The sequence below is a fragment of the Bradyrhizobium sp. AZCC 1610 genome (assembly GCF_036924515.1).
In the GTDB taxonomy this organism is placed as follows: Bacteria; Pseudomonadota; Alphaproteobacteria; order Rhizobiales; family Xanthobacteraceae; genus Bradyrhizobium.
Genome location: NZ_JAZHRR010000001.1, coordinates 3,684,514 through 3,709,704, shown reverse-complemented (window position 1 = coordinate 3,709,704; position 25,191 = coordinate 3,684,514). Strand labels below are relative to the sequence as shown.

The 25,191-nt window shown below is 62.8% G+C and carries 27 protein-coding genes; 23 read left to right on the top strand and 4 right to left on the bottom strand.

Annotated features, from left to right (window positions below; translation table 11 throughout):
• The first annotated feature begins 78 nt into the window (after positions 1 to 78).
• Positions 79 to 1,461 (top strand): Nramp family divalent metal transporter, encoded by a 1,383-nt coding sequence (locus V1279_RS18400; RefSeq protein ID WP_334446453.1) that lies wholly within the window; start codon positions 79 to 81, stop codon positions 1,459 to 1,461.
• 96 nt (positions 1,462 to 1,557) lie between these two features.
• Here the strand turns inward: V1279_RS18400 and V1279_RS18395 are convergent, their stop codons facing one another.
• The 3 genes from V1279_RS18395 to hemB form a co-directional block, all read right to left on the bottom strand.
• The gene (locus V1279_RS18395; RefSeq protein WP_334438539.1) at positions 1,558 to 2,334 is read right to left on the bottom strand and encodes an arginyltransferase; all 777 of its coding nucleotides are present in this window, start codon (positions 2,332 to 2,334) and stop codon (positions 1,558 to 1,560) included.
• A gap of 164 nt (positions 2,335 to 2,498) precedes the next feature.
• Positions 2,499 to 3,068 (bottom strand): RDD family protein, encoded by a 570-nt coding sequence (locus V1279_RS18390; protein ID WP_334438537.1) that lies wholly within the window; start codon positions 3,066 to 3,068, stop codon positions 2,499 to 2,501.
• A gap of 251 nt (positions 3,069 to 3,319) precedes the next feature.
• Complete coding sequence (hemB, locus tag V1279_RS18385; protein ID WP_334438534.1) at positions 3,320 to 4,381, bottom strand: porphobilinogen synthase; 1,062 nt, start codon at positions 4,379 to 4,381, stop codon at positions 3,320 to 3,322.
• Between the two features lie 185 nt (positions 4,382 to 4,566).
• Here hemB and V1279_RS18380 point away from each other — a divergent pair, with 185 nt between their 5' ends.
• The 12 genes from V1279_RS18380 (at position 4,567) to V1279_RS18325 (ending at position 14,163) form a co-directional block, all read left to right on the top strand.
• Positions 4,567 to 5,040: a DUF6163 family protein gene (locus V1279_RS18380; protein WP_334438532.1), complete on the top strand. Its 474-nt coding sequence runs from the start codon at positions 4,567 to 4,569 to the stop codon at positions 5,038 to 5,040.
• 507 nt (positions 5,041 to 5,547) lie between these two features.
• Positions 5,548 to 6,063: a transcriptional regulator LdtR gene (ldtR, locus tag V1279_RS18375; protein WP_074276258.1), complete on the top strand. Its 516-nt coding sequence runs from the start codon at positions 5,548 to 5,550 to the stop codon at positions 6,061 to 6,063.
• Between the two features lie 384 nt (positions 6,064 to 6,447).
• Positions 6,448 to 7,341: a carbohydrate ABC transporter permease gene (locus V1279_RS18370; protein ID WP_334438530.1), complete on the top strand. Its 894-nt coding sequence runs from the start codon at positions 6,448 to 6,450 to the stop codon at positions 7,339 to 7,341.
• A gap of 4 nt (positions 7,342 to 7,345) precedes the next feature.
• Positions 7,346 to 8,182, top strand: a complete 837-nt coding sequence (locus tag V1279_RS18365) for a carbohydrate ABC transporter permease (RefSeq protein ID WP_334438528.1) — start codon at positions 7,346 to 7,348, stop codon at positions 8,180 to 8,182.
• Between the two features lie 25 nt (positions 8,183 to 8,207).
• The gene (locus V1279_RS18360; protein ID WP_334438526.1) at positions 8,208 to 9,494 is read left to right on the top strand and encodes an ABC transporter substrate-binding protein; all 1,287 of its coding nucleotides are present in this window, start codon (positions 8,208 to 8,210) and stop codon (positions 9,492 to 9,494) included.
• Positions 9,495 to 9,572: 78 nt separating this feature from the next.
• Complete coding sequence (locus V1279_RS18355) at positions 9,573 to 10,670, top strand: ABC transporter ATP-binding protein (protein WP_334438524.1); 1,098 nt, start codon at positions 9,573 to 9,575, stop codon at positions 10,668 to 10,670.
• A gap of 110 nt (positions 10,671 to 10,780) precedes the next feature.
• On the top strand, positions 10,781 to 11,005 hold the full coding sequence (locus tag V1279_RS18350; RefSeq protein ID WP_334438521.1) for a hypothetical protein: 225 nt from the start codon (positions 10,781 to 10,783) through the stop codon (positions 11,003 to 11,005).
• Positions 11,006 to 11,041: 36 nt separating this feature from the next.
• A complete protein-coding gene (locus tag V1279_RS18345; protein WP_334438519.1) occupies positions 11,042 to 11,263 on the top strand; it encodes a hypothetical protein in 222 nt (73 codons plus the stop codon).
• A 130-nt stretch (positions 11,264 to 11,393) separates the two neighbouring features.
• Positions 11,394 to 12,662, top strand: coding sequence for an adenylate/guanylate cyclase domain-containing protein (locus tag V1279_RS18340; RefSeq protein WP_334438517.1), 1,269 nt, complete (start codon positions 11,394 to 11,396; stop codon positions 12,660 to 12,662).
• A 68-nt stretch (positions 12,663 to 12,730) separates the two neighbouring features.
• Positions 12,731 to 13,087: a DUF6152 family protein gene (locus tag V1279_RS18335; protein ID WP_334438514.1), complete on the top strand. Its 357-nt coding sequence runs from the start codon at positions 12,731 to 12,733 to the stop codon at positions 13,085 to 13,087.
• Between the two features lie 69 nt (positions 13,088 to 13,156).
• Positions 13,157 to 13,582: a hypothetical protein gene (locus V1279_RS18330; RefSeq protein ID WP_334438511.1), complete on the top strand. Its 426-nt coding sequence runs from the start codon at positions 13,157 to 13,159 to the stop codon at positions 13,580 to 13,582.
• Positions 13,583 to 13,593: 11 nt separating this feature from the next.
• Positions 13,594 to 14,163 (top strand): histidine phosphatase family protein, encoded by a 570-nt coding sequence (locus tag V1279_RS18325; RefSeq protein ID WP_334438508.1) that lies wholly within the window; start codon positions 13,594 to 13,596, stop codon positions 14,161 to 14,163.
• Between the two features lie 21 nt (positions 14,164 to 14,184).
• On the opposite strand, the gene V1279_RS18320 is transcribed toward V1279_RS18325, so the two are convergent.
• Positions 14,185 to 14,436: a hypothetical protein gene (locus V1279_RS18320; RefSeq protein WP_334438505.1), complete on the bottom strand. Its 252-nt coding sequence runs from the start codon at positions 14,434 to 14,436 to the stop codon at positions 14,185 to 14,187.
• A gap of 1,106 nt (positions 14,437 to 15,542) precedes the next feature.
• Between V1279_RS18320 and V1279_RS18315 the strand changes: the two genes are divergently transcribed.
• The 10 genes from V1279_RS18315 to V1279_RS18270 all read left to right on the top strand — a co-directional run bounded on the left by V1279_RS18315 (position 15,543) and on the right by V1279_RS18270 (position 25,126).
• Positions 15,543 to 16,178 (top strand): glutathione S-transferase family protein, encoded by a 636-nt coding sequence (locus tag V1279_RS18315; RefSeq protein WP_334446451.1) that lies wholly within the window; start codon positions 15,543 to 15,545, stop codon positions 16,176 to 16,178.
• Positions 16,179 to 16,523: 345 nt separating this feature from the next.
• On the top strand, positions 16,524 to 17,834 hold the full coding sequence (gene glyA / locus V1279_RS18310; RefSeq protein ID WP_334438503.1) for a serine hydroxymethyltransferase: 1,311 nt from the start codon (positions 16,524 to 16,526) through the stop codon (positions 17,832 to 17,834).
• A 12-nt stretch (positions 17,835 to 17,846) separates the two neighbouring features.
• Positions 17,847 to 18,329 (top strand): transcriptional regulator NrdR, encoded by a 483-nt coding sequence (gene nrdR, locus V1279_RS18305; protein WP_057849401.1) that lies wholly within the window; start codon positions 17,847 to 17,849, stop codon positions 18,327 to 18,329.
• Positions 18,326 to 19,492, top strand: a complete 1,167-nt coding sequence (gene ribD, locus V1279_RS18300) for a bifunctional diaminohydroxyphosphoribosylaminopyrimidine deaminase/5-amino-6-(5-phosphoribosylamino)uracil reductase RibD (RefSeq protein ID WP_334438501.1) — start codon at positions 18,326 to 18,328, stop codon at positions 19,490 to 19,492. The genes nrdR and ribD overlap by 4 nt, the downstream gene beginning before the upstream one ends.
• 104 nt (positions 19,493 to 19,596) lie before the next feature.
• On the top strand, positions 19,597 to 20,205 hold the full coding sequence (locus tag V1279_RS18295; protein WP_334438498.1) for a riboflavin synthase: 609 nt from the start codon (positions 19,597 to 19,599) through the stop codon (positions 20,203 to 20,205).
• A gap of 56 nt (positions 20,206 to 20,261) precedes the next feature.
• Positions 20,262 to 20,753 (top strand): 6,7-dimethyl-8-ribityllumazine synthase, encoded by a 492-nt coding sequence (gene ribH / locus V1279_RS18290; protein ID WP_334438495.1) that lies wholly within the window; start codon positions 20,262 to 20,264, stop codon positions 20,751 to 20,753.
• A gap of 3 nt (positions 20,754 to 20,756) precedes the next feature.
• Positions 20,757 to 21,251: a transcription antitermination factor NusB gene (gene nusB, locus V1279_RS18285; protein ID WP_334438492.1), complete on the top strand. Its 495-nt coding sequence runs from the start codon at positions 20,757 to 20,759 to the stop codon at positions 21,249 to 21,251.
• Complete coding sequence (gene thiL / locus V1279_RS18280; protein ID WP_334438489.1) at positions 21,244 to 22,239, top strand: thiamine-phosphate kinase; 996 nt, start codon at positions 21,244 to 21,246, stop codon at positions 22,237 to 22,239. Before nusB ends, thiL begins: the two co-directional genes overlap by 8 nt.
• Positions 22,240 to 22,449: 210 nt before the next feature.
• A complete protein-coding gene (locus tag V1279_RS18275) occupies positions 22,450 to 22,659 on the top strand; it encodes a cold-shock protein (protein ID WP_028345703.1) in 210 nt (69 codons plus the stop codon).
• 337 nt (positions 22,660 to 22,996) lie between these two features.
• Complete coding sequence (locus V1279_RS18270) at positions 22,997 to 25,126, top strand: sodium-translocating pyrophosphatase (RefSeq protein ID WP_334438486.1); 2,130 nt, start codon at positions 22,997 to 22,999, stop codon at positions 25,124 to 25,126.
• Positions 25,127 to 25,191: the final 65 nt, after the last annotated feature.

The following is a 25,191-nucleotide window of genomic DNA, read 5'->3' as shown; positions in this document are numbered from 1 at the left end:
CGCCGGTATCATTTTCGTGATCGCTAGATGCAGTTGCAAATGAGTTGCAATAAAATCTATCTCACCCATCTGGTTGAGATGGATGCACGAACCACCGAATTGAGCCCGGCGACCCCGACTGGGACCGCTCCGAATGAGGACGGCTGGCGCGCTGACGCTGCCGCTGGCACCCAGCTGAGTCTGCCCGAGGTCAACTCCTCCATCTTGGTGCCCTTTGGCGGGCATTGGGTTCGACGTCTGCTCGCGTTTCTTGGCCCGGGTTACCTAGTTTCGGTCGGCTACATGGATCCCGGCAACTGGGCCACCGACCTCGCGGGCGGTTCGAAGTTCGGTTACACGCTGCTGTCGGTGATCCTGCTGTCGAACCTGATGGCGATCCTCTTGCAGGCGCTCGCCGCGCGGCTTGGCATCGTCACCAACCGCGATCTCGCCCAGGCCTGCCGCGCCAGCTTTTCCCGGCCTGTCAACTTCCTGCTCTGGGTGGCCTGCGAGGCCGCGATCATCGCCTGCGACCTGGCGGAAGTGATCGGCACCGCGATCGCGCTAAAACTTCTGTTCGGCATCCCCCTGATCGGCGGTGCGCTGATCACCGCGCTCGATGCCTTCCTGTTGCTGCTGTTGATGAACAAGGGCTTTCGCTTCCTCGAAGCCTTCGTCATCTCGCTGTTGATCGTGATCGCGGTCTGCTTTGCGATCCAGATCACGGCCGCGGCGCCGCCGGTGGCCGCGGTCTTGAAGGGCTTTATGCCGTCGACCGAGATCGTCACCAATCCGGAGATGCTCTACATCGCCATCGGCATCATCGGCGCCACCGTGATGCCGCATAATCTCTATCTGCACTCCTCGATCGTGCAGACCCGCGCCTATGAGCGCACGAACGAAGGCCGCCGCGAGGCGATCAAATGGGCGACCACGGATTCGACCGTCGCGCTGATGCTGGCGCTGTCCATCAATGCCGCGATCCTGATCGTCGCCGCCGCGACCTTCCATGCGACCGGCCGGACCGAGGTCGCCGAGATCGGCCAGGCGTTTGAACTGCTGTCGCCGCTGCTGGGTCTCGGGATAGCCTCGACCTTGTTTGCGGTCGCGCTGCTCGCCTCCGGTCTCAACTCGACGGTGACGGCGACGCTGGCCGGCCAGATCGTGATGGAAGGCTTTTTGCACCTGCGCCTGCCGAGCTGGGCGCGGCGGCTGCTGACGCGTGGCGTCGCCATCGTTCCCGTCGTGATCGTCACCGCGATCTATGGCGAGCGCGGCACCAGCCAGCTTTTGGTTTTCAGCCAGGTCGTGCTGTCGATGCAATTGCCGTTCGCGGTGATCCCGCTGGTGAAGTTCGTTTCCGACCGCCGCAAGATGGGCGATTTTGTAATCTCGCGTTCGGTGGCGGCCGTTGCCTGGATCGTCGCGGGGGTGATCGTCGCGCTGAACGTGAAGCTGCTGTTCGAGACGTTTTTCGGGTGAGGTAGGTTCGTAGCCCGGATGGAGCGCAGCGCAATCCGGGATTCTTGGCTAGCGGCCCCGGATTTCGCTGCGCTCCATCCGGGCTACGAGAATTCCTCAATCCTGCGGCTCGGACAGCATTTCACCCGATGCGTCCACTCGCAGCCATCCTGATGGCGCCAGCCGCTGCTGCGGCAGGAAGCGGCCCTTGTAGTCCATCTTCTTGGAGCCTTCGATCCAGTAGCCGAGATAGACGTAAGGCAGCCCCAGTCTGCGCGCGCGGGTGATGTGATCGAGGATCATGAAGGTGCCGAGCGAGCGGCTCTCCTGCGACGGCTCGAAGAACGAATACACCATCGACAGCCCGTCGCTGAGCACATCCGTCAGCGCCACCGCGATCAGTTCCTCGCCGCGCCCGGTGATGCCGGTATCGACGCCGCGCTTGCGGTATTCGATGATGCGGGTCTCGACATGGCTGTCCTCCACCATCATCGCGTAGTCGAGCACCGTCATGTCGGCCATGCCGCCGTGGCGATGCCGTCTGTCGAGATAGGCGCGGAACACCGAATATTGCTCCGACGTCGGCACGGCGCTGCGCTGTTCGCCGACGATGTCGGAATTGCGCGCCAGGACTTTCTTGAAATTGCGCGAGGGACGGAATTCGTTGGCGACGACGCGCACGGAAACGCAGGCGCGGCACTGGTCGCAGGCCGGGCGGTAGGCGATCGACTGGCTGCGGCGGAAGCCGCCATGGGTCAGCAGGTCGTTGAGGTCGCCGGCCTTGTCGCCGACCAGATGCGTGAACACCTTGCGCTCGTGCCGGCCCGGCAAATAGGGGCAGGGCGAGGGCGCCGTCAGGTAGAATTGCGGGGTGTCACGCGAGTGTTGGGTCACGTCGGGTCGTCAGGCCTCCGAAACAAATCAATCATAGCGCTTTCCCGTTAAGAAAACGCCTCAAAACGAAAAAGCGCCGGCCCGGCCCTGATTTCATTTCCAGGCCCGACCGGCTCTAACATCGCGCCCCGAGGGCTGACGGTCAATTACAGTTTGCTGCTCGCTCAGTAGCTGCTGCGTGCCGAAGGCGCTACCTGGGTGCGAACCGAGCTGTTGATCACCACGGTTCCCAGGATGATGTCGTGCAGTAGCCGGCGGCGGCTGGTGAACAAGCCGACCAGCAGCACCAGCGGCGTCAGGAACGAGATCGAGACCCAGTACAGCACGGCATGGCAGGCGCCGAGCACGAAATAGCCCGGTGCGCCGTACCAGGTGCGCAGTTCCAGATCCATCGCGCGCATGCCCATGGTGGCCGAGTGGGGACCGCCGATCGAGGCACCGTAATAGACGATCGCCCACACGATCGTGGCCGGCCACGCCAGCCAGAACAGCATCCAGCCGAGCCCGAGCGTGACCACGCCGAACACGAAAATGAAGATGTAGCCAAGGATCACTGGGATAGACAGCACGACGAGGTCGATCAGGAACGCAAACACCCGCCGCGTCAGCACGCCGCGAAACAGTTCCGGCTGCAAATCGGGATCGAACGCATGCGGTGGCACCCCACCGTCGTTCCGCCAGGCGCCGCCGGCATTTGAAGCGCCGCCAGTATTGCCAGAGCCGCTATAAGACATGGTCCGTCCTCCAGGCCGATATTCCCGACCCGTGACATGGGAACCGGCCGCGCGCTCGCCAAGGGCCTGTGACCATTAACGCGCCGCAATATTGCGGGTGGGGGAACGCCCGACTTTCACCCCGTCATTGCCTGCGACAAACGCGAAGCGTTTGCGCAAGGGAGCGTCAGCGACGAAGCGATCCATCTATCCGATCTGCCGCACGATGGATTGCTTCGCTTCGCTCGCAATGACGTGGAGACGGCAGAGACCTACCCCACCGCCTTCAGTCTCTCCGCGGCCTTCGGCGCGAAATAGGTCAAGATCCCATCCGCGCCGGCGCGCTTGAAGCCGAGCAGGCTTTCCATCATCGCGCGGTCGCCGTCGATCCAGCCCTTGCTGCTGGCTGCCGCAATCATCGCGTATTCGCCGGACACCTGGTAGACGAAGGTCGGCATCGAAAACGTGTCCTTCACGCGCCGCACCACGTCGAGATAGGGCATGCCGGGTTTCACCATCACCATGTCGGCGCCCTCGGCGATGTCGAGTTCGACCTCGCGCAACGCTTCGTCGGAATTGGCGCTGTCCATCTGGTAGGTGCGCTTGTCGCCGGTCAGCGTCTTTGCCGAACCAATGGCGTCGCGGAACGGGCCGTAGAAGGCGGACGCGTATTTCGCCGCGTAGGACATGATCTGCACGTCGAGAAAACCTGCGTCGTCCAGCGCCTTGCGGATCGCGCCGACGCGGCCGTCCATCATGTCGGAGGGCGCAATGACGTCGCAGCCGGCTTCCGCCTGCACCAGCGCCTGCCGCACCAGCACCGCCACCGTTTCGTCGTTGAGGATCTTGCCGTCCTCGATCAACCCGTCATGGCCGTGGCTGGTGAAGGGATCCAGCGCCACGTCGCAGAGCACGCCGAGCTCAGGAAACTCCTTCTTGATCGCACGCACCGACTGGCAGACCAGATTGTTCGGGTTGAGCGCTTCGGAACCGATCTCGTCGCGCAGGGACGGCTCGGTATAGGGGAACAACGCGATGCAGGGGATATTGAGCTTCATCGCGCGCTCGGCGTCGCGCACCGCCTGATCGACGGTAAGGCGGTCGACGCCGGGCATCGAGGTGACGGGCGTACGCGCATTGTTTCCGTCGACCACGAACATCGGCCAGATCAGATCATCCGTGGTCAGCACGTTTTCGCGCACCAGCCGCCGCGCCCATTCCGCCTTGCGGTTGCGGCGGGGGCGGATGGCCAGATCGAGCGGGGTCGAGGCGAGGGCGGTCTGCCGCCGCGTCGCGTCGCGCATTTCGATCGGACGCCCGAATTTGATCGCCATGTGATGTGTGCTCCTGAAGGCGCGGGTCAGTTTTGATTTGTTCCAGTTCTAGCACCTTGAAGGTGTCCCGTCACCGCGCCTTGATCTGTCTCATCGGCAATTGATTTTACCGTCCCGGCGGGCCAAGACATGGGCCATGAGGACATTCCAGCCCGCGTTGAGCCCCGATTCCGAGGTCAGCTTCCATGTCTGATACTTCGGCGCGCGATCAGGGGCGGGACAAGGGTAGGGACAACGCGATGTCGATGGCGGCAATGTCGTCGGAGCGGATCGAGCCCGACGAGAATGTCTGGACGCGGCGGCTGGTGCTGTTCCTGCGCATCATGGCGGTTATCTCGATCCTGAAGGGCCTGTACCACTGGGCGCAGGTGACGGGATTCATCGGCGGCGAGGAAGAGGCGTTCGAGAACCAGTCGATGGCCTGGCAGACCGCGACCGTCTATTTCGCCGTGATCGAACTCGTCGCCGCCGTCGGGCTGTGGCTCGCGACGCCCTGGGGCGCGGTGGTGTGGCTCACCACCGTCGTGTCGATGGCGGTGATCGAACTGATGTTTCCGGGCATCTATGGCGGCAGCCTCACAGTCGTGGGATTCGAAGCCATGATGCTGGCGGCGTATCTGGCGCTCGCCTGGATGGCCGCGCGCGAACGTCCGCCGTAGGGGGCTTGCTCCGGTGCGAGGGGTCTCACCGCGAGTCGGATGCGTGGATAGAGCCCCTCATCCCGACCTTCTCCCTGCAAGCGCGGGGAGAAGGAGAAGAAGAGAAGCGCAACCTGTCAGTTTCTTGCCATAATCCATTCACGTGCAGAAACCGCGTCGCGATCCCGTACAATTTTCAAAAATTTTTCCGGTAACGTTTCAGTCACCGTTAAGGGCCGTAAAGGGTTCGACCACACCTGTTACGCGAGCGTTTCGATTTCAGGCGCACCTGTTTCCGAATGTGACAGGGCATGCAGACGAAGCGTGAACAGGCGGCCTTCACCGTCAATGAAGGGTTGCGAAAAGCCCTTTATCCATGGGCTTAATCGACGATTCACTGTCTTAAATTCATGATCTCTTTATTCTCTTATTTAAGCGGATCTTCAAACCGCCCCCTTAAGTTGAACCTATCAGGCGGGACAGAAGTTTCGTCGAAATAAGTCGAAAAACGACGACAGGGGAAGTGTCATGATCAAAGCCGTTGCAACGGCGGTGGAAACCGCTGAACGCTCTGCCGGTCAAGCTCCGGTGCAGCCGCTCTATCTGGAAGCTTTGACTTTGGTGGAGCGGCTTCACCGCCGGCTACTCGACGTCATCAAGGACGAATTCGATCGCCGCGGCCGCGCCGACATCAATTCGGTGCAGGCATTGCTGCTCTATAACATCGGCGACAAGGAGCTGACCGCGGGCGAGCTGCGCACGCGCGGTTACTACCTCGGCTCCAACGTCTCCTATAACCTGAAGAAGCTCGTCGAGCTCGGCTTCCTCGATCACCAGCGCTCGCGCGTTGATCGCCGGTCGGTCCGCATTCGCTTGACCGCGCAGGGCCAGGAAATCCGCAAGATCGTCGATGCGCTCTACCAGAAGCACGTCAAGACGGTGGAGCAGGTCGGCGGCATCTCGAACGAAGAGTTCGCGACGCTGAACAAGTCGCTGCACCGGCTCGAGCGGTTCTGGACCGACCAGATCCTCTATCGGCTCTGAGAATTTCTTTTCCGCTCGCGGTCAAGCCGGCCAGATCATGATCCGACGTGTCGGATCATGATCGAGAAGACCGGCGACCAAAGAGCGGACAATGAACTGGCAAGGCAGTAAGCCCTGCTGAAAGCGCATCGGCCCCGGTTTTCCGGGTCCGGTGCGTTTTGCTTTTTGGAGAACCTCAAGTTGACGTTTTGCATGAGCGTCCGGCGCTGACTTTGCCTCTCGCACAATCCGATTGTGCTCTCCGCACCAATCCGATTGTGCCCTTGCACAATCCGGATTGACTAGCCTTCGACGCCCCGCCCATACTCCCTGAAAATACAGGCTTCACGCACGTACCGGCCGCAAGAGTCGTGACGGCTTGACGCTCAAATGGGGAAAACGGGCTTGTCGGCATCGCGGCGTCCCATGTTCGGCGAGCAACAGCGGTTCGTGCTGCTTCTGATCGCGCCGGCTGCGCTGTTGTTGCTGCTGTTTCAGGTCGTGCCGATCGTGATCGGCGCCAACGCCAGCTTTCGCGACTGGGCGCTCTACAATCCCAAAAAGACCTGGATCGGCTTCGACCACTATGTGGCCGTGATATCGGATCCGGCATTTCTCTACGTGGTGCTGCCGAACACCTTCCTGTTCATGGTGCTCAGCGTCGCCGGGGCGCTGGTGGCGGGGCTGGCGCTCGCGCTGCTGCTCAATCGTCCGTTTCGTGGGCAAAAGCTGGTGCAGACGATCCTGCTGGTGCCGCTGATGGTGGCGCCGGTCGTCGCCGCGATCATGATCCGCTGGATCTTCAACGACCAGTTCGGCATCGTCAACGTGGTGCTGGAAGCGATCGGGCTCGACGGCCAGCCATGGCTGGTGCAGCGCTGGAGCGCCTTCGGCATCATCCTTCTGACCGACATCTGGCTGTGGACGCCGTGGTTCACGCTGCTGCTGCTGGCGGGCCTGCAGAGCCTGCCGAAGGAGCCGTTCGAGGCCGCCGCGATCGACGGCACCACCACCTGGCGCGTGTTCCGTTTCCTGACGCTGCCGATGCTGCGCCCGGTGATCGTGGTGTGCGTGGTGATCCGCGCCATCGACGCCTTCCGCACCTTCGATATCGTGTGGACGCTGACCGGCGGCGGGCCGGGCCGCTCAACCGAGCTGTTCAGCCTCTATGCCTATGTGCACGCCTTCCTCAACCTCGATCTCGGCCGTGGGTCGGCGGCGGCGATTATCGGCGGGCTCATCATCCTCGTGATCGGCGTGGTGCTCTACCGCCTCGTCGACCGCATCGCAAAGGCCTGACCCGATGCCCATGGTGAAGCGCTCCGAATTCCTGCCGTGGCTGCCGCCCATGGGCCGCAAGACGCTGTTCGCGCTGGCGCTGTTTGGCATCTGCTTCGCGTTCGCGTTTCCGGTGCTGTGGCTGATCCTGACCTCGCTGCGGCCCGAATCCGGCGTCTATTACGTTCATCGCGGCACTGAATTTACGCTCGGCAGCTTCGCCGAGGTGCTGAGCGACGACCGGATCGTCGGGGCCTTCCTCAACAGCGCGCTGATCTCGACGCTGGCGACCGTGTTCTCGCTGCTGGTGACGGTCTCGAGCGGCTACATGCTGTCGCGGTTCACCGGGCCGGCCTCGCGGATCTGGTTTGGAACGATCTATGTGTTCCGCTGCGTGCCCTATATCTCCTGGGTGCTTCCGCTGTACTTCGTGACGCAAAGCTGGGGTATCTACGACACCTATACCGGACTGCTGCTGCCCCATGTCGCGGTGCATATCTGCTTCTTCTCGTGGCTGATGAAGGGCTTTTTCGACGGCATCGACCCGTCGATGGAATACGCCGCGATGATCGACGGCTGCACGCGATGGGGAGCCTTCATCCGCGTCGCGGTGCCCTCGGCGCTGCCGGCGATCTCGGCGCTCGCGGTGCTGTGCTGGCTGTTCACCTGGAACGAGTTTTTGTTCGCGCTGATCCTGACCGGCAACCGCGTGCCGATGATCACGGTGGTGATGGCGCAGTTCGTCACCGAGATGGGACTGCGCTGGAATCTGATGGCTGCGACCGCCGTGATGGCGCTGGTGCCGGCCTTCCTGATCGCATTGTTCGGCCAGAAATACGTCATCAGGGGTTTGAGGATCTAGGCAAGGAAAAACAGGAGGAGAGGCTATGCAGGGACTGGCGAGATGGTTCGTGGCGGCGACCGCGGCCTTGGTGGCTGCGACGGGTAGTGCCGCCGCACAGGTGAAGGAGCTGCGGATCGGCTACCAGCCGAGCCCGATCCAGGATGCCTCGATTGCGATGTTCGAGGCCTGGGGCGCCAAGAATGGCGTCAAGATCGTCAAGGTGCCGAATTCCTACGGCGTCTATGTCGAGAAGATGACGGCATCGTTGACCTCGAACTCGGATCAGTACGACGTGATCTGGCACAATGACGATTGGGGGCAGACTTGGGCGCATTTGCTGGAGCCGACCGACGACGTCGCGGCGAACAAATTTGCCGACAAGTGGAGTATGGCGCCGGTGGTGTTCGCCAACGCGCAAGGCCAGAACACCGTCGTGCCGATGGGACAGACCTTCAGCGTGTTCTTCTACCGCTCTGACCTCGTGAAGCCAGAGGAAGTGCCGAAGACGCTGGCAGAACTCGTCACCTCGAGCAAGAAGCTGCAGGCGGACGGCAAGGTCAAGTTCGGCTATGTCGGCGGCATGTCGATGAACAACAGCTGGTTCAGCTGGTTCTGGTCGATGTGGGGCAACAATTGCGACGTGCTGCTGCCGCCCTATGAGCGCGACAATGCGAAGCTCGCCGCGGCCGGCTGGAAATCCAGCATGACCGAGCCGTGCATGCAGCAGACCGTCGAATATTGGTGGGATGCGATCAACACCCACAAGATCGTGCCGCGCGGCATGCCGGCCTACGACCGCAACGAAAGCAACGCCGTATTCATGTCGGGCGATGCCGCATTCACCGTGGCGGACTCGCTGTGGTGGGGCACGTTCAACGATCCGGCCAAGTCGAAAATCGCCGGCAAGGTGGCCGCCACGCGCTTCCCGCTCGGTCCCAACCGGGCCAGGCCGTTCGCCTGGGACGATATCTGGGGCTGGGCGATCCCGAAGTCGATCGCGCCGGAGCGCAAGAAGCTCGCCAAGCAGATGCTGGAAGCCATGATGCTCGACAAGGAAGGCCAGAAGAAGCTGTTCAAGGCGACCGGCGCGCCGCCGCCCAACACCGAGTTCTGGCCGGAAATAGCAGCGGAAGATTCGTTCATGAAGTTGTTGAAGGAATCGGTGCTGGATTCGCCGGACAAGGTGCGCGGAGCCTATTACTTCCCGCAATGGCCCGCCGTGCACAAGGCGTTCAACGACACCGTCACCAAAGCCGTCACCGGCAAGCGCGAGGATATCGCGAAGGTGCTGGCCGAGGGTGCGCCGCTGGTCAGCAAGGCCGCGCAATAGTCGAAAGCAAACATCCCGCCGCGGCACGTCGCGGCGGGATTGTTTTGGGTCAACTTCAAGTTCAGGTACGGCGGGTAAATGGCAGCGATCACACTCAGCAAGCTCAACAAGCATTATGGCTCGCTGTTCCACGCCGTAAAGGACGTCGATCTCGAGATCGCCGACAAGGAGTTCGTGGCGCTGGTCGGCCCGTCCGGTTGCGGCAAGTCGACGACGCTGCGCATGATTGCGGGGCTGGAGGACATTACCAGCGGCGACATCCGCATCGGCGACCGGCTGGTGAACAATCTGCCGCCGCGCGACCGCGACATCGCCATGGTGTTCCAGAACTACGCGCTCTACCAGCATATGAGCGTCTACGACAATCTGGCCTTCGGCCTGCGCAACAAGAAAACGGCGGAGGCCGAGATCAAGGCGGCGATCGACCGCGCTGCCGGCATGCTCGGGCTGCACGAACTGTTGCAGCGCAAGCCGAAACAATTGTCCGGCGGCCAGCAGCAGCGCGTCGCGCTCGGCCGCTGCATCGTGCGAAACCCGCAGGTATTCCTGTTCGATGAGCCGCTGTCGAATCTCGATGCCAAGCTGCGCGCCCAGATGCGCATCGAGATCAAGCGTCTGCACGCGGAGATTCCGACCACGTCGGTGTTCGTGACCCACGACCAGGTCGAGGCCATGACGCTGGGTGACCGCGTCGTCATCATGCGCGACGGCAGGGTTCAGCAGATCGGCACGCCGCTGCAGGTCTACGGCAAGCCCGCCAACAAGTTCGTTGCGGGCTTCATCGGCGCGCCCGCGATGAATTTTATCGACGTCACCGTGCGCAGCGAAGCAGGCGCTGTGTCAGTCGAGGGGGAAGGCCTCCGGTTGACGGTCGGCGCCGCGGACGCGCCTGCGCTCGCCGCCCATGACGGCCGGCGCGTGATCCTGGGCTTGCGACCGGAGCACCTCGTGCTCGGCGATGGCGCCCCGGGCCTTGGTTTCGATGCCCGCGTCGAGGTCGTCGAGCAACTCGGCTCCGAGATCTTGCTGGAGACGAGGGTCGGCGGCGCCAGCGTCACCGCCGCCCGCGTGCCTGCGGAAACCGTCATCGCGCGCGGCGATCAGGTCCGCCTTTCGGCGCAGGCGGGCCGTCTGCACTTCTTCGATCCCGAGACTGAGCTGCCGATTTCAGGGTGAAATCAGGCGGAAACGCTCTGTTTCTGCTGCCAAAAGGCCGGCTTGCCAAAAAAAGATGGAACCATCCCGAACCTCGCGCATTGTCGGGCCTGCCACGGAACAGGTGAGGCATGCTGGTCGAGCGCGGAATTCAGATCATGGACTTCGAGGTGGTGGGCGATGCCTACGCCATCGCGTCGAATTATCTCCGCAGGACCGGCGCCATTGCCGATAGCCTCGTCACCGACGATCGGTTGCTCGAAATCATCGTAAGGATGTTTCAGCACGGCGAATTCAACAGGCTCCGGCTCGCCAACAAGGCGATTGCCGAATTCGAAGCGCGCCTACCGGCCTGACCGCATCACCCGCATCACGCAATTCAGGAGAAGTCCATGGAAGCTGCGATCGACCGCATCATGCAGACCTATGACCTGCTTGTGAACCGCACTGCCGCGGCCAACGACGAGGCGCGCGCCAAGGTGACGGAATATCTCACCACGCTGGTGGAAGCGGGCGAGAAGGATCCGCACCGGCTGACGGTGTGCGGGCTGACCTATCTGCGCCAGCTCGACGGCAGCAACGATCCGCTGAAGGCGGGATATACGGGGCTGTAAGGAACCGCCATCTGCCCGCGCGGCCGGCCGACGCCGAAACATGCCGGAGCAGGGCCCTCCCGAAGGGGGCCTTGCCTGCGATGGACTCTCCGCCCTACATTTCCAGATCTTGGATGGCGGAGGGCTTGTCATGGACGTAGCGATTCCAGCCAATGAGCCAGCACGGCTTGACGCGCTAGAAAGCTACGCCATTCTTGATACACTTCCGGAAATCGGCTTCGACGAAATCACCGAACTGGCGGCGCAGATTTGCGACTGCCCGGCTGCTCTGGTTAGCTTCATCGACCCATCGCGCCAGTGGATGAAGGCAAAATATGGCCTTCCGGCAGAGCTTTCCGAATGTCCCAGGGAAATTTCGGTTTGCAAGGTCACAATCTGCAACAACGACATTCTCTACGTTCCCGACCTCCTAAGCGATGAACGATTTAACACCAGCCCGCTTGTGACGGGCGGTTTGAAACTCCGTTTCTATTGCGGTGTCCCGCTCATTACCCAGGATGGCTATGCCTTGGGTACGTTGTGCGTGGTTGACTTCAAGTCGCGTGAGCTCAGTTTCGAGCAGCGGGAAGCCTTACGGCGACTATCGCGGCAAACGATGGTGCACCTGGAATTGCGTCGGCAGTTGATTGAGCGGAACGAGATGCTGCGCCAGTTGGAGCTGGCACGCGATCGAGCAATAGCCGAGAAAGGTGAATCGGAGCGGCTGCTCCTGAACATCCTGCCGCCATCCATCGCGGCCGAGCTCAAGGCGAGCCAGCGCGTCAAGCCGCGCTTCTTCGACTCTGCGAGCGTCATCTTCATCGATTTCAGCGGGTTCACCCGCATCGTCGAAACGATGGAGCCGGCGAGCGTCATCGATCAGCTCGACCAGCACTTCACCAGGTTCGACGATATCATGGCAAAGCATCGCCTGGAAAAGCTCAAGACGATCGGCGATGCATATCTCGCCGTGGGCGGCGTGCCGGAGCACAATCGCTCGCACCCGATCGACGCCGCGTTGTGTGCGCTGCAGATACTTGATCACCTGACCAAGCTGAACCGGCAACGGGAGAAGCTGCACCTGCCGGCCTGGCTGGCGAGGATCGGAATCAATACCGGACCAGTTATTGCCGGCGTCGTCGGCAAACACAAATTTACCTACGATATCTGGGGGAACACGGTGAACGTTGCGGAGCGTGTCGAAGCCGCCGGCGTTCCGGGCCGCATCACTATTTCGGAAGCGACCTGGCAGCACATCAAGGGACGGTTTGAAACGGAGCCCCGCGGCGCTGTGGAGGTGAAGCACAAAGGTCTGGTGAATATGTACTTCCTTAATCGCGTCAAACCCGAATTTTCCTCCGATCCAGCCGGGACGATGGCTAACGACCGATTTTGGAAGCAGGAACGAGAGGCTCGTTGAAACGTCGAGTGAAGATCCGCGTTATGAGTCCGGCGCGGATCGATGTGTTCCTTCATAAGAGGCTAGCCATGACATCAGTTTCCCGTCGTGTGTTCCTGTCGCTTGCGGCCGCGCTTGCGCCGGCTTCGGCCATCGCCCATCACGGCTGGGGCGGATACGATACGTCAAAATCGTTCACCGTCACCGGCAAGATACTGAAATCGACCTTCGAGAACCCGCATTGCGCGATCGAGATGGAGGTCGACGGCAAGCACTGGCACTTCGTTCTCGCGCCGCCGTCGCGCATGCAAAGCCGTGGCGCGACCGCAGACCTGATCGCCCCAGGCAAGACCTGCACGGTTTTCGGCTATCCCCATACCAGCAAGCCGGACGAGGCGCGGATCGAATACATCGTGCTCGGCGGCAAGCGCATCGAGTTGCGGTAGGGCTGCGTGGAGCACCAGGCAGCCCCATCGATTTTCCTGACCTTGCAGGAAAGCGCGCTGGGCCATGTAATGCGCAGCTCGCCTGCGCTTTATCCCGCGGTCGAGATTTTGCACATTTTCGGCTTCGTGGTGCTGGTCGGGTCGATCCTGGCGCTCGATTTGCGGCTGCTCGGACTGGGGCGCGCGATTGCGATCCAGCCCATGGCGAAATTATTATTGCCGTTGTCGCGCGCCGGTTTCCTGCTCGCGATCGGCATGGGATTTTTGCTATTCAGCGCCGATGCATCGCATGTCGTGAAAAACCCGGCGTTCCAAAGCAAGCTGCTGCTGATTGGGGCGGCGCTGATCAACGTCGTGATCGCACATTCAGGCCCGTGGCGTCATGTCAAAAGCTGGCATGACGAAGCGCCCGGCGGCGCCAAAGCCACCGCGCTGATCTCGCTTGTGCTGTGGCTCGGCGCGATCTGCGCCGGCCGCCTGATCGCGTATTTCTGATGGAGGCCGCCATGCGCCGCATGCGCTTCGTCCTCTTCGCGCTCCTTCTCGGCTTCGGCAGCACGGCGGAGGTCGCCGGCGCCGACGACGCGGCCAATGCCTGGAAGGCGTTGCGGGCAGGCGGCCACGTCGCCCTGATGCGCCATGCCGATGCGCCGGGTGGTGTTGGCGATCCGCCGGGATTCCGTGTCGATGATTGCGCCACGCAGCGCAACCTCAGCAAAAAGGGGCGGGCGGACGCAGAGAAAATCGGATCGTGGCTCAAGCGGGAAGGGATCGCGTTCGAAAAAATCCTGAGCTCGCCGTGGTGCCGATGCACCGACACGGCGAAATTGCTGAACCTTGGGACAGTCGAAACCGAGGCGACATTCGGCAATGTCGTGGTGCTGCGAGATCAAAGAGAGGCCTTGACCGCCGGCGCCCGCGCGCTCATCGCGCGATGGACAGCGCCCGGAAATCTCCTCGTCGTGACGCACGGCGCGAACATTTCGGCGCTAACCGGCATCTCGCCGGCCAGCGGTGAAATCGTCGTGGTTAGAAGCGGGAGCGGCGAAGCCGTCGGCCGTCTTATGCTCGAATGAGCCGTAGCTGGCCTCCAGCCGCTATCGCGCGTCCGCCCTCGCGTCTTTGTTGCGATACCGGTTCCAGTTGGCAATCACGGCCTCATATCTAACCGGCTTGGTCAAGGTTTGCGTGCGCGCGGCTTCGGCTTGCGTGCTCTCGGTCATGGATTCTGGAAAAACCACAAAATATCCCAGCAACCCGACGACCATCGTTCCGTAGATGAGAAAGGCCGTTATTAGCCCGCGCCGCGGATTAGCCTGACGTTTTTTGTCTGAGAGAGATTTAGCCATGTGCGAAATCCATCTGTCAGCCCCGGGGGTTTATGGACCCACCCGAAGCATTGCGCTGTGAACTCGATCACGTTGGGCATATTTCAACGACGCCGTGCTACGCGGCCAGCGCAGGCATGCGGAGCGTGCGGCCAATTGCGCTTCGCCGAACAGACAAACGATTGGTCGTCGTAGTCATCCGTCGCAAGTTTGTTCACCCCCAGCCCATGACGTACGTCAGCGGAGTAGCGGCATGGTTCAACGTTGGATCGATTAAATGAAGGGCCGGACGGGTGTCGGAAAATTGCCGGGCCAACTAACGAAAGCGAACACGTTTGATGCGGTAAGCATGCAACACTACGCGGTAGTCGGGACACACTCGGCCGCACGTCTGCGGACTGCGAGTATCGCCTGTCCAAAAGAAGCTGGCTGATTGGGCAAAGGATCGAATTGCCTGACAGGCAAATCAGCTAGATGTTGTGTCCAGTCGCTCGCGCAAAAATATTCTGCTTTCGTTCTCACCCAAATCATCGGCATAACTCCGCCCGTCTCACGGCAGATGAGGGGCGCTCGCGATCGTCACGAACGTGCGGTGAGATGCGATGGACGCAGATGGCGCGCTAGACGTACGTGCCTGAAGCGTACGGCGAAGTCGTGTGGTCCGGACGCCGCGGTGCTGGCGTTAAGTGTCACGGGTTATCTCGTGATGCGACGGTGGCAAAAGAGCCGTTCACCGGGGAGAGCACGAAGTAAGCCGTAAAGCCATTGCGCAGGGAAGGCCGGAATGCTCCCGCTGCCCTGTATGCTCGTGTGCAGTTTTGTTTGCGCAAATCGCACGCGAGACCGCGGGTGCAGCAAGCACCCGGTCTTCCCTGCGCCCTCTATTCAGTAGGGCGGGAAGTTCTCAGGCAAACCTCGGGCGCAACGCGCCGCGAGAATGCGAAGTCACATCTGCGTAGGATGGGTAGAGCGCAGCGAAACCCATCACCGCATGCGCAGTATCAGTGGCATTGATGGGTATCGCTTCGCTCCACCCATCCTACAGTCTGGTGGATTGCTCCGCTTCTCTCGCAGTGACACTCTCAAGCCAACCGCGCCCACCAAACAACAACACCGAGGAAACCCCCATGCTCACGCTTCATCACCTCAACGATTCCCGCTCGCAGCGGATTTTGTGGCTGCTGGAGGAGCTGGGCACGCCCTATGAGATGAAGCGCTATCAGCGCAACGCCGAGACCCGGCTCGCGCCGCCGGAGTTGAAAGCGGTGCATCCGCTCGGCAAGTCGCCCGTCATTACCGACGGCGACACGACGATCGCGGAGTCCGGCGCCATCGTCGACTACCTCATCCGCCGCTACGGCCAAGGAAAAGATAAACCCGCGATGATGCCGACGCCGGGAAGCGCGGACTACGAGGCTTACAATGAGTGGCTGCATTACTCGGAGGGCTCGGCGATGCTGCCGCTGATGCTGAACCTCTACGTGTCCCGGCTGAAAGAGGCGGGCGCGCCGCTGCATCCGCGTATCGACAGCGAGCTCGCCAACCATCTCGGCTATGTCGACGGCGCGCTGAAGGGGCGGGAGTTCTTTGTCGGGCCATCGCTGACCGGCGCCGACATCCAGATGAGCTTTGTCGGCGAGATGGCCAAAGTGTTCGGGAAGCTGGACCCATACCCGAACCTCGCGGCTTGGCTGGAGCGGATGCACGCCCGGCCGGCGTTCCAGCGCTCGATCGCCAAAGGAGGGCCGTACCGGTTTGCGTGAGCGGGCCGCCGGTGTCCCGGGCGCGGCGCAGCATGAGCGTAGCGAATGGTGCGCCGCAGACCCCGGGACCCAGCTCTTTTGCGGCAAAGAGGTCCCGGCTCTGCGGCGCACCGCACCGGACGATGCTTCGCATCGCCGGGAGGGCGCTGCACCGCGTCCGGGATACGGAGAGCCCCCGCCACCCCCCTTCATCCCCACCATATCTGGCATAAATATCTGCCCTGTACCGCAAGTGCTTGGCCAATTCCGGGCGATGTGGTATCTCGCAGGCACTTCTTTCGACCGCCACACCAGACCCGCCCGTTTCGCCCCTAAGGGCCTGCGGCGGTGGAGATATTTCGCCCAATGACCTCCTCGCCCCCGAGCTCCAAGACCGCCTCCGCGCCCGACTCGTTCTTCACGGCCACGCTCGCCGAGGCCGATCCGGAAATCGCGGCCGCGATCAAGGGCGAACTCGGCCGTCAACGGCATGAGATCGAGCTGATCGCGTCTGAAAACATCGTCAGCCGGGCCGTGCTGGAAGCGCAGGGTTCGGTGATGACGAACAAGTACGCGGAAGGCTATCCGGGCGCGCGCTACTACGGCGGCTGCGAATGGGTCGACGTCGCCGAGACGCTGGCGATCGAGCGCGCCAAGAAGCTGTTCGGCGCGCAGTTTGCCAACGTGCAGCCGAACTCCGGCAGCCAGATGAACCAGGCGGTGTTTCTGGCGCTGCTGCAGCCCGGCGACACTTTTATGGGCCTCGATCTGGCCGCCGGCGGCCATCTCACGCACGGCTCGCCCGTCAACATGTCCGGCAAGTGGTTCAAGGCCGCGCACTACACGGTGCGGCGCGAGGACCAGATCATCGACATGGATGAGGTCGCAAAGCAGGCCGAGCAGGTGAAGCCGAAGCTGATCATCGCCGGTGGATCGGCCTATTCGCGCGCCTGGGACTTCAAGCGCTTCCGCGAGATCGCCGACTCTGTCGGCGCCTATCTGCTGGTCGACATGGCGCATTTCGCCGGCCTCGTCGCGGGCGGCGTTCATGCCTCGCCGGTGCCGCATGCCCACGTCACAACCACGACCACGCATAAGTCGCTGCGCGGCCCGCGCGGCGGCCTGATCCTCTGCAACGACGAGGCGATCGCCAAGAAGCTGAATTCGGCGATCTTCCCAGGCCTGCAGGGCGGTCCGCTGATGCATGTGATCGCCGCCAAGGCGGTAGCGTTTGCCGAAGCGCTGCGGCCCGATTTCAAGGTCTATGCGAAGAACGTCGTCGAAAACGCCAGGGCGCTGGCGGAAACGCTGCGCGGCCACGGCCTCGATATCGTCTCCGGAGGCACCGACAACCATCTGATGCTCGTCGACCTGCGGCCCAAGGGCCTGAAGGGCAACGTGTCCGAAAAGGCGCTGGTGCGCGCCGCCATCACCTGCAACAAGAATGGTATTCCCTTCGATCCCGAAAAGCCGTTCGTCACCTCCGGCCTGCGTCTCGGCACGCCGGCGGCGACCACGCGCGGCTTCGGCGTTGCCGAGTTCCAGCAGGTCGGCGGCATGATCGCCGAGGTGCTGAACGCGCTGGCGCAGTCGGAGGACGGCAAGGTGCCGCTGGTCGAAGCTGCGATCAAGGAACGCGTCAAGGCACTCACCGACCGCTTCCCGATCTATCAGTAAGGGTCCAATTGGATGCGCTGTCCCAGCTGCAACAGTCTCGATACGCAGGTAAAGGATTCGCGTCCGACCGAGGATTCGGCTGTGATCCGGCGGCGGCGGGTGTGCATCGCCTGCAACTTCCGTTTCACCACCTTCGAGCGGGTGCAGTTGCGCGAACTGACCGTGATCAAGCGCAACGGCCGCCGGGTGCCGTTTGATCGCGACAAGCTGGTCCGCTCGCTGCAGATCAGTCTGCGCAAGCGGCCGGTCGATCCCGAGCGGGTCGAGAAGATGGTTTCCGCGATCGTGCGCGAGCTCGAAAGCGGTGGCGAGGCGGAAGTATCCTCGGAGGCGATCGGCGAGATCGTGATGGAGCACCTGCGCCAGCTCGACGACGTCGCCTATGTGCGCTTCGCTTCCGTCTATCGCAATTTCCGCGAGGCCAAGGACTTTGAGGCCGTGCTCGGCGAACTCTCTGCGGAAGACGCCGCACGGGTCGCCACGTTACGCAAATGATCTTCCGCATTCTGGAAGACCAGTACGCGCAGAAATCCAAAGAGGCCAAGGAACAGGCCCGGGCCGCGGATCAGCGCTTCATGCAGCTTGCGCTCGTGCTTGGCCGACGCGGGCAGGGGCGCACCTGGCCGAACCCGGCCGTCGGTGCGGTCGTCGTCAAGGATGGTGTGATCGTTGGCCGTGGCTGGACGCAAGCAGGCGGACGGCCGCATGCTGAGCCCGAGGCGCTGAGACGTGCCGGTGAAGCCGCGCGCGGCGCGACGCTCTATGTGACGCTGGAGCCCTGTTCGCATTTCGGCAAATCGCCGCCCTGTGTCGATGCCGTGATTGCATCCGGCATTGCGCGCGTGGTGTCGGCGATCGAGGACCCCAATCCTGAAGTCGCCGGGCAGGGCCATGCAAAGCTGCGCGCGGCCGGGATTACGGTCGACGTCGGGCCGGGCGCTGCGGAAGCTGCGCGCGATCACGCCGGGCATTTCCGCCGTATCCGCGACAAGCGCCCCCATGTGATCCTCAAGCTGGCCGTCTCCGCCGACGACAAGATTGGCGCCGCCGGCCACAAGCCGGTCGCGATCACGGGCGAGGTGGCAAAGACCCGCGTGCATCTGCTGCGCGCGCAATGTGACGCCATCCTGGTCGGTATCGGCACGGTGCTGGCGGATAATCCGGTTCTGACCTGCCGCCTGCCGGGGATGGGAACGCGGTCGCCGGTGCGGGTGGTGCTGGATCGCGCGCTGCGGCTACCCGGCACCAGCAAGCTGGTCCATTCCGCGCGCCAGACGCCGCTCTGGGTCATGACGTCGGACTTCGCCGAAGCCCCCGCGGCCATGAAACTCGGCGCAGCCGGCGCGCAGGTGATGCGCGTTGCGGCGACCGTGCAGCCGCCCGGGCTGGATCTGCCGGCGGTGCTGCATGCGCTGTCCGACAAGGGCATCACGAGACTGATGGTGGAAGGCGGCTCGCGGGTTGCTTCGTCCTTTGTCGCCAGCGGCCTGGTCGATGAAGTCTGGCTGCTGCGCGGGCCTGAAACCATCGGGACCTCTGGCATTCCCGCGCTGGACGCATTGCCGCTGTCGGCTCTCACCGGGTCGCCTGCCTTCACGACACGTGCTAGCGAAACGCTGCAAAGAGACACACTGACTATTTATGAGCGCGCTGTCTAAGCTCGTCATGGCCGGGCTTGTCCCGGCCATCCACGTCTTGGCGGCGGATGAAAAAGGGAAGACGTAGATGGCCGGGACAAGCCCGGCCATGACGGTGGTGGAAAATGTTTACCGGAATTGTCACCGACATCGGCGAGATCGTAGCCCTGACGCCAACGGCGCAGGGCCAGTTGCACCGCATGCGCATCGCCTGCCGTTACGACCAGACCACCATCGCCGATGGCGCATCGATCGCCTGCAATGGCGTCTGCCTGACCGTGGTCGCTTCCGGCGTCGAAGGCGGCAAGACCTGGTTCGACGTCGACGCCGCCGCCGAGACGCTCGGCATGACGACCGCAAAGCACTGGGTCAAAGGCACCAAACTCAACCTCGAGCGCGCGCTGAAGATCGGCGACGAACTTGGCGGCCATATTGTCGCGGGGCATGCCGATGGGATTGCGACCATTGTCAAGCGTGACGATCTGCCCGACATGGCGCGGTTCGAACTGCGCACCACGCGGGAGCTGGCGCGTTTCATCGCCACCAAGGGCTCGGTGACGCTGGACGGCGTGTCGTTGACGGTGAACACGGTCGAGGATGTCACGTTTTCGGTGCTGATCATCCCGCACACGCTCAGCGTCACCACGCTCAGCGGCTGGCGCGCAGGCAGCGAGGTCAATATCGAGGTCGATCTGATGGCCCGCTATGCGGCGCGGCTGTCGGAAATGAAGTGACAGGCAGACATACGGCGCTTAAAACGCCGGCCAGCGAGCTAGACGGAAGGTAGTTGATGGCAGACGCACGGCGCGCACCGCTGAAAGACCAGACCGACATCACAGGCGCGCGCGCGCTGATCGTCGAGGCGCGATTCTATGACGACATCCAGGACGCGCTGCTGGAAGGCGCCGTCACCGAACTGAAAGCCGCCGGCGTGACGCACGACGTCATCACGGTGCCCGGTGCGCTGGAAATTCCGGCGGCGATCGCGATCGCGCTCGATGCTGCCGAAAACAACGGCAAGCCTTATGATGCAGCAATCGCGCTCGGCTGCGTGGTGCGCGGTGACACCATCCATTTCGAAATCGTCTCGATCGAATCCTCGCGCGCGTTGATGGATCTGGCGGTGGCGCGAAAAGTTCCGCTCGGTAACGGCATCATAACCGTCAATACCGACGCGCAGGCCTGGGCGAGGGCGCGCGCCAGCGAACTCAACAAGGGCGGCGACGCCGCGCGCGCGGCGCTGGCGATGCTGCGGATCAAGCGCCGGCTGACAAAGGCTTAGGCGATGGCAGACAGCAAGAAGGCAGCGAAAAGTCCCGACAAGAAGGCCAACCGCCGTGGCGCGGCGCGGCTCGCCGCCGTGCAGGCGCTGTACCAGATGGACATTGCCGGCGCCGGGATCAACGACATCTTCGCCGAGTTCGAAAGCCACTGGCTCGGCAACGAGGTTGAAGGCGACAAATATCTGCCGGCGGAGGCTGCGTTCTTCAAGGACGTGGTGGCCGGCGTGGTGCGCGACCAGGCCAGGCTCGATCCCTTGATCGACGATGCGCTCCAGAAGGGCTGGCCGCTGAAGCGGATCGACGCGATTTTGCGCGCGGTGCTGCGGGCAGGCTCCTACGAGCTGGAGCACCGCAAGGACGTGCCGGGCCGTGTGGTGGTGTCCGAATATGTCGACGTCGCGCATGCCTTCGTCGAAAAGGAAGAGACCGGTATGGTGAATGCCGTGCTCGACCAGATCGCGCGCCAGTTCCGTGCCGACGAGTTCGCGCGTGGCTAGCGGGAAACCCGCGTCCGGCGAGGACTCGCTGATTGCGCGCTATTTCCGGCCGCTTGCGACCGATCCGGGCGCCCTTCGTCTCGACGACGACGCCGCGGCGTTGCAGCCTGATGGCAACGACATCGTGGTGACGACGGACGCCATCGTCGAAGGCGTGCATTTCCTGACCGACGACCCGCCCGACACCGTCGCGCGCAAGGCGCTGCGGGTGAACCTCAGCGATCTCGCGGCGAAAGGGGCAACGCCGGCCGGCTTCGTGCTGACGCTGGCGTTGCGGTATGTCGACGAGACCTGGCTGAAACCGTTCGCGGCGGCGCTTGGCGAGGACACCACGCAATTCAATTGTCCGCTGCTGGGTGGGGACACTGTGTCGACGCCGGGCCCACTGATGGTCTCGGTCACCGCGTTCGGCCGGGTGCCGCCGGGCAAGATGGTTCGTCGCAGCGGCGCCAAAGCCGGCGAGCGCGTGATAGTGACGGGCACGATCGGCGACGCCGCGCTGGGGCTCGCCGTTCTCAAGGGCGGAAAGGTCCACGCCGCGGCAAGCGATATCGCCGCGCGGGCCGCGCTGGTCGGGCGCTATCGCGTGCCGCAGCCGCGCGTGGCTATGGCTGAGATCGTTCGCAACCATGCCAGCGCGGCGATGGATGTGTCGGATGGCCTTGCCGGCGATCTCACCAAGCTCTGTGGCGTGTCAGGCGTATCCGCGGTGATCGACTTACCATCGATCCCACTCTCGGATGCGGCGCGAGATCTGGTGGCGCGCGGCGTTGTCGGACTGGAGACATTGATCGCTGGCGGCGATGATTACGAGATCCTGTGCACGCTGCCCGAGGATCGCGTCGAGGCGTTCGTGCAAGCTGCGCAGAATGCCGGCGTCGTCGTGAGTTCCATCGGAACGGTGATCGAGGGAAGCGCGGTTCCGAAATTCATCGACGGGGAGGGCAGGGAAATCGCGCTGGAACGCTTGTCTTACAGCCATTTCTGAAGTTGGCCCGTTAACGCCGCCGGCCTTTATTTCCCGCCAGCCATTGCTATTTCGCCGAAAAACCTATAGCTGTATTGCCATTCGATTACCGTCGTGCCTTTTCGAACGCGCTCCCTAAGGGGCTTCTTCCAGAGACATCGTCGATATTGGATTTGAATCCGTGCGATCGCCGTGCGGAATTAAAAGCCTAGGTGCTTTGGAGAAGAGAAAATGGCTACAGGAACAGTGAAGTGGTTCAACGGTCAAAAGGGTTTCGGTTTCATTGAGCCGAGCGATGGCAGCAAGGATGTGTTCGTGCACATCTCGGCCGTCGAGCGCGCCGGCCTCGGCGGATTGGCCGAAGGTCAGAAGGTTCAGTTCGAACTCAAGACCGACAAGATGCGGGGCAAGGTGAGCGCGGAAAACCTGTCGCTCGTCTAAGACCTCGAAACGGTCGTTTCACGGATGTACTGGAATGGCTAGTGAGCCCGCTCGATCCCGATAGGATTGGGCGGGTTCTTGTATTTTGGGCCCAGCCCTAACCTCAAGGCCAGCGCCCGCCGCCGCGCGGGCGATAATTTGGCCGGCCCGGGTTAGCGGTGAATCCTTTCAAAAATCGACGGATTCTGGCCTCCGCGGCGTTGCGCCGGGGGGACGATTTTGGCATGGTCCCGCCGATTTGAGGCGACCCTTTTGGGCAGGGGAGGCCTCCATAATATGCGCCGGCCGCGCTCGCGGGATGGCGTGGGGCGGAAAACCAGCATCTGAGGCAACTTCTATGACAGCATTATGGGTGATTGTGCTCTGCGGAGCGCTTTCGATCGTTTACGCCATCTGGGCGACGTCTTCCGTTCTGAAATCGGATGCCGGCAACCCGCGCATGCAGGAAATCGCGGCCGCGGTGGCCGAGGGCGCGCAGGCTTATCTCAAGCGCCAATACATGACGATCGGCATGGTCGGCATCGTGATCTTCGCGCTGCTTGTCTACTTCCTCGGCGTGCTGGTTGCGATCGGCTTCCTGATCGGTGCGGTGCTGTCGGGCGCCGCGGGCTTCATCGGCATGAACGTCTCGGTTCGCGCCAACGTGCGCACCGCGCAGGCGGCGACCACCTCGCTGGCCGGCGGACTCGAACTCGCCTTCAAGGCCGGCGCCATCACCGGTATGCTGGTCGCTGGTCTCGCGCTGCTCGGCGTCACCATCTATTTCGCCACTCTCACCCACGGCATGGGGCTGAAGGCCAACGACCGCGTCGTCGTCGATGCGCTGGTGGCGCTTGGCTTCGGTGCCTCGCTGATCTCGATCTTCGCCCGTCTCGGCGGCGGCATTTTCACCAAGGGTGCTGACGTCGGCGGCGATCTCGTCGGCAAGGTCGAAGCCGGCATTCCCGAGGACGATCCGCGCAATCCGGCGACCATCGCCGACAACGTCGGCGACAACGTCGGCGACTGCGCCGGCATGGCGGCCGACCTGTTCGAAACCTATGCGGTGACCGCGGTCGCCACCATGGTGCTGGCCGCGATCTTCTTTGCGACCTCGCCGCTGCTGGTGCCGATGATGACCTTGCCGCTCGCGATTGGCGGCGTCTGCATCATCACCTCGATCATCGGTACCTTCTTCGTCAAGCTCGGTGCCAGCCAGTCGATTATGGGCGCGCTGTACAAGGGCCTGATCGCAACCGGCGTCCTGTCGTTGGTCGGCGTTGCTGCCGTGATCTACTGGCTGATCGGTTTTGACACGCCGCTGCGCGCTGGCAATGCGTCGTTCACCGGACTGACGCTGGTATGGTGCGGCATCGTCGGCCTTGCCGTCACCGGCCTGATCATCTGGATCACCGAATACTACACCGGCACCGACTATCGCCCGGTGAAATCGATCGCCGCTTCTTCGGTCACCGGTCACGGCACCAACGTGATCCAGGGCCTCGCGATCTCGATGGAATCGACCGCGATGCCCGCGATCGTGATCATCGCCGGCATCCTCATCACCTATAGCCTTGCCGGCCTGTTCGGCATCGCGATTGCGACCACGACGATGCTGGCGCTGGCCGGCATGATCGTCGCCCTCGATGCCTTCGGTCCGGTTACGGACAACGCCGGCGGCATTGCCGAAATGGCCGGCCTGCCAAAGGAAGTGCGCAAGTCGACCGACGCGCTCGACGCGGTCGGCAACACCACCAAGGCGGTCACCAAGGGCTACGCGATCGGCTCCGCCGGCCTCGGCGCGCTGGTGCTGTTCGCAGCCTACAATGAAGACCTCAAGTTCTTCATCGCCAACTCTGCCAAGCATCCGTACTTCCAGGGTGTGCTGCCCGACTTCTCGCTCAACAACCCCTACGTGGTGGTCGGCCTGCTGTTCGGCGGCCTGCTGCCGTATCTGTTCGGCGCCATGGGCATGACGGCGGTCGGCCGCGCAGCCGGCGCCATCGTCGAGGAAGTGCGGCGTCAGTTCCGCGAGAAGCCCGGCATCATGAAGGGCACCGACAAGCCGGACTACGGCAAGGCGGTCGACCTGCTGACCAAGGCGGCGATCAAGGAAATGATCATTCCGTCGCTGTTGCCGGTGCTGTCGCCGATCTTCGTCTACTTCGTGATCTACGCGATCGCAGGCGGTGGCGCGGCCGGCAAGTCGGCGGCGTTCTCCGCCGTCGGCGCCATGCTGCTCGGCGTGATCGTGACCGGTCTGTTTGTCGCGATCTCGATGACCTCGGGCGGCGGCGCCTGGGACAACGCCAAGAAGTACATCGAGGACGGCCATTTCGGCGGCAAGGGTTCCGACGCCCACAAGGCGGCCGTGACCGGTGACACCGTCGGCGATCCCTACAAGGATACGGCGGGTCCCGCCGTCAACCCGATGATCAAGATCACCAACATCGTGGCGCTGTTGCTGCTGGCGATCCTGGCGCACTGAGCGGCGGGAAGCTGATCAAAAGAAAACCCCGCGGTGCGAGCCGCGGGGTTTTGCTTGGGTTGCGA

Coding starts and splice junctions, on each gene's coding strand:
- V1279_RS18390 (WP_334438537.1), bottom strand. CDS start 3,068: ATGTCTTATAGCGGCTCTGGCAATACTGGCGGCGCTTCAAATGCCGGC.
- V1279_RS18325 (WP_334438508.1), top strand. CDS start 13,594: ATGCGCCGCATGCGCTTCGTCCTCTTCGCGCTCCTTCTCGGCTTCGGC.
- V1279_RS18365 (WP_334438528.1), top strand. CDS start 7,346: ATGCCCATGGTGAAGCGCTCCGAATTCCTGCCGTGGCTGCCGCCCATG.
- V1279_RS18355 (WP_334438524.1), top strand. CDS start 9,573: ATGGCAGCGATCACACTCAGCAAGCTCAACAAGCATTATGGCTCGCTG.
- glyA (WP_334438503.1), top strand. CDS start 16,524: ATGACCTCCTCGCCCCCGAGCTCCAAGACCGCCTCCGCGCCCGACTCG.
- V1279_RS18320 (WP_334438505.1), bottom strand. CDS start 14,436: ATGGCTAAATCTCTCTCAGACAAAAAACGTCAGGCTAATCCGCGGCGC.
- V1279_RS18340 (WP_334438517.1), top strand. CDS start 11,394: ATGGACGTAGCGATTCCAGCCAATGAGCCAGCACGGCTTGACGCGCTA.
- V1279_RS18330 (WP_334438511.1), top strand. CDS start 13,157: ATGCGCAGCTCGCCTGCGCTTTATCCCGCGGTCGAGATTTTGCACATT.
- V1279_RS18275 (WP_028345703.1), top strand. CDS start 22,450: ATGGCTACAGGAACAGTGAAGTGGTTCAACGGTCAAAAGGGTTTCGGT.
- ribH (WP_334438495.1), top strand. CDS start 20,262: ATGGCAGACGCACGGCGCGCACCGCTGAAAGACCAGACCGACATCACA.
- nusB (WP_334438492.1), top strand. CDS start 20,757: ATGGCAGACAGCAAGAAGGCAGCGAAAAGTCCCGACAAGAAGGCCAAC.
- ldtR (WP_074276258.1), top strand. CDS start 5,548: ATGATCAAAGCCGTTGCAACGGCGGTGGAAACCGCTGAACGCTCTGCC.
- V1279_RS18380 (WP_334438532.1), top strand. CDS start 4,567: ATGTCTGATACTTCGGCGCGCGATCAGGGGCGGGACAAGGGTAGGGAC.
- V1279_RS18335 (WP_334438514.1), top strand. CDS start 12,731: ATGACATCAGTTTCCCGTCGTGTGTTCCTGTCGCTTGCGGCCGCGCTT.
- V1279_RS18345 (WP_334438519.1), top strand. CDS start 11,042: ATGGAAGCTGCGATCGACCGCATCATGCAGACCTATGACCTGCTTGTG.
- hemB (WP_334438534.1), bottom strand. CDS start 4,381: ATGGCGATCAAATTCGGGCGTCCGATCGAAATGCGCGACGCGACGCGG.
- V1279_RS18360 (WP_334438526.1), top strand. CDS start 8,208: ATGCAGGGACTGGCGAGATGGTTCGTGGCGGCGACCGCGGCCTTGGTG.
- V1279_RS18350 (WP_334438521.1), top strand. CDS start 10,781: ATGCTGGTCGAGCGCGGAATTCAGATCATGGACTTCGAGGTGGTGGGC.
- V1279_RS18295 (WP_334438498.1), top strand. CDS start 19,597: ATGTTTACCGGAATTGTCACCGACATCGGCGAGATCGTAGCCCTGACG.
- nrdR (WP_057849401.1), top strand. CDS start 17,847: ATGCGCTGTCCCAGCTGCAACAGTCTCGATACGCAGGTAAAGGATTCG.
- V1279_RS18270 (WP_334438486.1), top strand. CDS start 22,997: ATGACAGCATTATGGGTGATTGTGCTCTGCGGAGCGCTTTCGATCGTT.
- V1279_RS18400 (WP_334446453.1), top strand. CDS start 79: ATGGATGCACGAACCACCGAATTGAGCCCGGCGACCCCGACTGGGACC.
- V1279_RS18315 (WP_334446451.1), top strand. CDS start 15,543: ATGCTCACGCTTCATCACCTCAACGATTCCCGCTCGCAGCGGATTTTG.
- ribD (WP_334438501.1), top strand. CDS start 18,326: ATGATCTTCCGCATTCTGGAAGACCAGTACGCGCAGAAATCCAAAGAG.